The following is a 5625-nucleotide window of genomic DNA, read 5'->3' on the forward strand; positions in this document are numbered from 1 at the left end:
CCGCCGTGAGGTTTTCGCCGTCATCGACGCGGCGTTTGCCCAGCGGCGCAAAACATTGCGCGCCGCCCTCGCCGGGTGGGCGGGCAGCCCGGTCCTCGCTGGAGAGGCCCTTGCCGCTGCTGGCGTAGACCCGAGTCTTCGGGGTGAAATGCTCGACATCGCCGCGTTTGCCCGTATCGCCGAGGCGAAACCCGTGCAGTCGACCGCTCCGTAATCGAGTCCGTACGTGGTGCTACCCCGGGGATCGTGCTCGTGCGTGGCGCTAACCCCGGGGTCGAGTCAACAGATATGACCGGTTTTCCAACGGATTTCGGCTATTTGCGTTGACTCGATCCCGGGGTTTGGGACGGCTAGCGCCCGCTAGGAGCGGCTGGCTTCGTTTTGAACGTTGTCTTTCGCGTCCTGGGCCGAGCCTTTGACGTCGGCGGCTGCCGACGTGCCTTCTTCCTTGACAGTGTTCACTGAACTGGCGGCTGTCTCCTTGACCGAATCCATCGCCTCCTGCGCTGGCTCCTTCAGATCCTCGACAACTGTCTTCGCCGCGTCGGTGACGCTGCTGGTGAGAGGCTCAGCCTTCTCCTTCAGCGCCGTTGCAGCTTCCTTCTCCTTCTCGCTCGCCGGGATCAGCGATGAAATGAGCATTCCAGCGCCGAACGCGATCAAGCCCGCGGCCAAGGGGTTACCCCTGGTCTTGTTGCCCAGCTGATGTGGTGCATCCTGGACGGCATCGCCGGCGTTGTGGACTGCCGACTTCGTTCCGCTGGAGGCCTGGTCGGCCGAGCCCATTACGGAGGTCTTGATTCCTCCAACAGCGCTCCGCACTTTGTCGCCCTGGCGTTGAGCGATGCTGGACGGGCTTACCTTGTCGGCGACGGCGTCGACGTCGGTGCCAAGGTCGCGACGGGTGCGTTCAATATCTTCACGAATCTGTTCTGGTGTCTGGCTCATGGGGTAGGTTCACCTGGTTTCAGAGTGGGGGGAATGTCTTTGACGGTTTCGGCTGTCGCGGGCATGCCGCGCACGCTTTTCAGTTCTTTTTTGCCGGTCAACGCAAGCACGGCGGCAATGATGCCCCAGATGACTGCGACGATCACTGCAGACCAGCCAAGGCCAACGAGGCCGTCCAGCGCCCACATCAGCGCGAGCGACAGGAACAGCAGTACAAAGTGTCCGGCGATAGCTGCGCCACCGAACATCCCTGCACCTTTGCCGGCCTTGGTTCCGCTTTCACGGAGTTCGGCTTTCGCCAACTCGAGTTCCTGGCGCATCAGCGTGGAGAGGTCGCGGCTGACATCACTGAGTAGAGACCCCAGGGATTCGTTGGCGGCCCGGTCCTCGGCCTCGGTGCGCGGCGGCTCGTATGATGGGGGCCCTCCGGTGTGGGTTCCGCTCATCAGCGCAAGTCCCTGTCCAGTGGCCCGTCCTGGGTGCGCCGACCGGGCTCAATGACCGGTTCTGCGGCCAACGGGTCGCTCAGGGGATCGCTGAGGTCATGTCCCGAAGCGCCAGTTCCGCTAGCAGCTACTCCCGTAGCACTAGTAACCGGGGTGGCGGCGGTGGGCGAGCTGAAATTATTGGAAGTATCACGCTGTGCTGGAACCGTCGGCGGGTACTCGGGCGCCGGGTTGGCTGGCGTGGCGTTCTGATCGTCGGATCCCGCCCCAGCCAGGCCTCGGGTGAGGCGACCAGCGAGCAGACCTGCTCCGGCGGCCATCATCAGGAACGTCCCTGGCCGACGGCTGGCGAATCCCTTCACTTCCTCCAGGAGGGAGCCTGGGTCCCGGCCTTCCAGCCAACCTGCGACGTCGCCCGAGCGCTGGGCAGCCTGGCGAACGAGGCTGTTGGCGGGTCCACTCTGGTCGCCATTGTCGGCCATCGAACCGAGCTCATCACTGATGGAGCGTAAGCCCTCGGCGGCCTTCTGCTGGCTGGCACCGGCCTGTTCCTTGAGATCAGACCCCAGCTCGCCGAGCAGGTTCTTCGCCTGTGTGCTGGCTTCATCCGCAACATTCTTCGCTTCGGTGCCCGCGGTCTGGGCGACATTCTGTGCTGCATCCAAACCTTCGCGGCCCACCTCTTTCGCCTGGCCTGTCGCCTGGTCTTTTACCCCGGTGGAGCCGTTGCGTTCTTCGGTGGTTACGGACGAGGTCACCGAGGCGGACTGAACACGCTCTCCTGACGGCGCTGCCGTCAATGGGTCCTCTGACCAATTCTGGGTAGTCATAGTATTTCCTCCGGATAGTAATCCTGCTTACCTTCGCAATGTAAGCACGCTTACTAGTTTTCCGCAATGCTTTTACTTTCGTTTTTGCGGCCTCGACGGCCGCAGGTTTCCCGGTTCAGTGCCCGGTAGCCTAGGTTGGAGACTATGGAGGCAGGTAAAACGGCAGGACTATTTGGTGGCGTACCAGCCAGCGTCCGAGTCCGCGCGCCCGGAAAGATCAACGTCTCGTTTCGGGTTGGCCCGCTACGGGAAGATGGCTACCACAGTGTCGCCAGCGTCTATCTAGCCGTTTCCCTGTACGAAGAGGTCACCGCAACCGTCAGTGAAGAACCGGGCACAATTGTGACAGTCAACGGGCAGGGGTCACTCAACCTGCCGGTTGAGAGCATTCCGCTGGATGCCACCAATCTGGCCGCCCGCGCGGCCGCGCTGCTCGCCGATCTCAGCGAGAACTCAACCGGGTTATTGTTGGACATCACGAAGCGGGTACCCGTGGCAGGCGGGATGGGCGGTGGATCTGCCGATGCGGCCGCTACGCTGATCGCATGCGATGCACTGTGGAAGAGTGGCTTTTCCCGTGACGAGCTGGCTAACATGGCCGCGGAACTCGGCGCCGATGTTCCGTTCGCACTGGTCGGCGGCACAGCGGTCGGCGTTGGGGTGGGCGAGCAGCTAACCCCGGCGATTTCCAAAACCCCCCTCTACTGGGTGCTCGTGACCTCTGGCTATGGACTGTCTACGCCAGAGGTCTACCGGACTCTCGATGAGATTCGTCTGCGCGAAGGCACCGAACCGGGGGCGCCGCCCGAGATTGACCCACGGATTCTTGGGGCAATGCGGTCCGGCGATGCCCGGGCACTGGCGGATCTGCTGCACAACGACCTGCAGGCCGCTGCGCTTGAGCTTGCCCCGGGGCTTGTCGACATCCTGAAAACCGGGACGGGCGCAGGAGCCCTCGCCGGCCTGGTCTCCGGCTCGGGGCCTACCGTCGCCTTCCTTGCGGAGAGCGAAGAACATGCGGCGGCATTGGCCGGACAGCTTACGGATAGCGGCCTGAAAGCCACAGCCGTGCATGGGCCGGTCTACGGTGCCAGAATTGTTACCGACTACATCGCCTGACCTGCCACCGAAGCTGGGCCAGTTCAAGCCATTTTTTAACTCCACGATTAGGAAGCAGCACTCCCTTGGCACATCTTCTGGGCGCTGAAAGCGTCAGCGTTACGTTTGCCACCCGCACAGTCCTTGACGGCGTTTCCCTCGGCATCGAGGACGGCGACCGCATCGGGATGGTGGGTCGCAACGGCGACGGCAAATCCACCCTGATGCGACTCCTTGCACAGCGAGCCACCCCCGATGAGGGACGTGTCACCCGACGACGCGACGTACACGTCGGGTATCTGGACCAGACGGACGTCCTGGACGGTGACCTTAGCGTTGGTGAGGCCATCGTGGGCGACCAGGCAGACCATGAGTGGGCGTCGAACCCCAAGATCCGCGACGTAATGGGCGGTCTCGTCGCCGAGGTTGACTGGCATGCGAAGGTCTCATCGCTTTCTGGTGGGCAGAAGCGTCGGGTCGCGTTGGCGAAGCTCCTGATCGGCGATGACGACGTCATCATGCTCGACGAGCCCACCAACCACCTCGATGTGGAGGGCGTGGCGTGGCTTGCCCGCCACCTTGCCGAGCGCTGGCGTCCGACCGACGGTGGCCTGCTGGTAGTGACCCACGATCGCTGGTTCCTGGACGAAATCTGTACCCGCACGTGGGAGGTGCACGACGGCGTCGTCGACGGGTTCGACGGCGGTTACGCAGCCTATGTCCTGGCCCGCGCAGAGCGTGACCGGATGGACTCGGTGGTCGAAGGAAAACGGCAGCAGCTGGTCAAGAAGGAACTGGCCTGGCTACGCCGGGGCGCTCCCGCACGGACGGCCAAGCCGAAGTTCCGCATTGAGGCGGCGAACGCGCTGATCGCGGACGTGCCCGAGCACCGGGATTCGCTCGCGTTGAGCAAGATGGCGATGGCACGTCAGGGCAAAGATGTACTGGATTTGGAGAATGTTTCGCTGGCGTTGGGGGAGAAGACCCTCTTCGACGGAATTACTCTCCGGTTGGCTCCCGGGCAGCGGCTGGGCCTGGTGGGCGTCAACGGGTCGGGCAAGACCACCCTCCTGCGGATGCTGAACGGTGACGTCACTCCTGACGCCGGTCGGCTGAAGAAGGGCAAGACGGTTCAGACGGCAGTGCTCTCCCAGGAGGTCAAGGAGCTCGACGAACTCGAGCACCTGCGCGTCACTGAAGTGATCGAGCAGGAAAAGCGAGTGTTCAGCGTCGGCGGTCGCGAGGTTTCTGCCAGTCAGCTGGTGGAACAGCTTGGCTTCACCAACGAGAAGCAGTGGACAAAGGTGAAGGACCTCTCGGGTGGCGAACGACGTCGGCTGCAGCTGCTTCGGCTACTGGTCGGTGAGCCGAACGTGCTGATGCTTGACGAACCAACCAACGACCTCGACACCGACACTCTGGCAGCGATCGAGGATGTGCTGGACGGCTGGCCGGGTACTCTCGTGGTCGTCTCGCATGACCGCTACCTGCTGGAACGGGTCACTGACTCCCAAATGGCGCTGCTGGGTGATGGGAAGCTCCGTGATCTGCCCCGCGGTGTCGATCAGTATCTGGAACTGCGACGCGCGGCTGAAGCCGGGTCGGGCGCTTCGCCCCTGAACTCCGACGAAGGGCAGAATGGCGCGGAGTCCGCTGCCAGGTACAGCTCCGAGGAGACAAGACAGGCGAAGAAGGACCTGACCCGCATCGAACGCCAGCTCGGCAAGGCGGCGGCGCAGGTCGAGAAAATTCAGCACCAAATGAATGATGGAGCTTCGGGAGACGTCGACTTCGACAAGATGGCAACCCTCAATAAGAAACTCCAGGTAGTTCAGGCCGAACAGCAGGATCTGGAACTGCAGTGGCTTACCGCTGCCGAAGTGCTCGGTAAGTAGGAATTCAAGTGTGAGTGAGTTCCCATTCAAGTACCATCTGCATAAATTGAAGTAGGCGGCAGTATTCCGGGTCCACCAGGCGGCGCCTACCTTGGGTGTATGACAAATGTAGCTGGATTACCTCGAGGTAGGCGTCGCGATAAGTACCGGATGCGTCACTCTGACAAGCTGGCGCTGGTGGGGGTTCTCGTCCTCACAGCGGTAGCTGCAGCTGTGTTCCTTTTCGCGATTCTGTAGAGGCCGACCAGGCAGCAGCACGGCGATAGCTGTGACCATCAGCCTGCTGCTGATCTACACCTACCATCTGGTGGAGGATCCGATCCGCCGGTCCAACTGGCTCCGGGGCACGCGCGGGCGTATCCGGAGAGGTCCTCGGGTTCGTATCACCGGGGCTAGAAGGGCGGGGGG

5 protein-coding genes and 1 pseudogene are annotated in these 5625 nt (G+C 62.6%); 3 read left to right on the plus strand and 3 right to left on the minus strand.

Going from position 1 to position 5625, the window contains the following annotated elements:
* Positions 1–214 (plus strand): annotated as a pseudogene (locus K728_RS19330) (16S rRNA (adenine(1518)-N(6)/adenine(1519)-N(6))-dimethyltransferase RsmA); the annotation flags it as partial.
* A 146-nt stretch (positions 215–360) separates the two neighbouring features.
* Here K728_RS19330 and K728_RS0112130 read toward each other — a convergent pair.
* The 3 genes from K728_RS0112130 to K728_RS19335 are packed head-to-tail and all read right to left on the minus strand — an operon-like array spanning position 361 to position 2224.
* Complete coding sequence (locus K728_RS0112130) at positions 361–948, minus strand: DUF3618 domain-containing protein (protein ID WP_019483621.1); 588 nt, start codon at positions 946–948, stop codon at positions 361–363.
* Positions 945–1394, minus strand: coding sequence for a phage holin family protein (locus K728_RS0112135; protein ID WP_019483620.1), 450 nt, complete (start codon positions 1392–1394; stop codon positions 945–947). The genes K728_RS0112130 and K728_RS0112135 overlap by 4 nt, the downstream gene beginning before the upstream one ends.
* On the minus strand, positions 1394–2224 hold the full coding sequence (locus K728_RS19335) for a hypothetical protein (RefSeq protein ID WP_019483619.1): 831 nt from the start codon (positions 2222–2224) through the stop codon (positions 1394–1396). Before K728_RS19335 ends, K728_RS0112135 begins: the two co-directional genes overlap by 1 nt.
* A gap of 144 nt (positions 2225–2368) precedes the next feature.
* On the opposite strand from K728_RS19335, the gene K728_RS0112145 reads away from it, so the two are divergent.
* Together K728_RS0112145 and K728_RS0112150 are read left to right on the plus strand one after the other, a co-directional pair.
* A complete protein-coding gene (locus K728_RS0112145; RefSeq protein ID WP_019483618.1) occupies positions 2369–3343 on the plus strand; it encodes a 4-(cytidine 5'-diphospho)-2-C-methyl-D-erythritol kinase in 975 nt (324 codons plus the stop codon).
* Positions 3344–3408: 65 nt separating this feature from the next.
* Positions 3409–5217 (plus strand): ATP-binding cassette domain-containing protein, encoded by a 1809-nt coding sequence (locus tag K728_RS0112150; protein ID WP_024476890.1) that lies wholly within the window; start codon positions 3409–3411, stop codon positions 5215–5217.
* Positions 5218–5625: the final 408 nt, after the last annotated feature.

Source organism: Arthrobacter sp. CAL618 (assembly GCF_000468215.1).
GTDB lineage: Bacteria > Actinomycetota > Actinomycetes > Actinomycetales > Micrococcaceae > Arthrobacter_D.

What these genes read in the sequence shown, in the direction of transcription:
- K728_RS0112130 (WP_019483621.1), bottom strand. Translation starts at nt 948, where the DNA reads ATGAGCCAGACACCAGAACAGATTCGTGAAGATATTGAACGCACCCGT.
- K728_RS0112135 (WP_019483620.1), bottom strand. Translation starts at nt 1,394, where the DNA reads ATGAGCGGAACCCACACCGGAGGGCCCCCATCATACGAGCCGCCGCGC.
- K728_RS19335 (WP_019483619.1), bottom strand. Translation starts at nt 2,224, where the DNA reads ATGACTACCCAGAATTGGTCAGAGGACCCATTGACGGCAGCGCCGTCA.
- K728_RS0112145 (WP_019483618.1), top strand. Translation starts at nt 2,369, where the DNA reads ATGGAGGCAGGTAAAACGGCAGGACTATTTGGTGGCGTACCAGCCAGC.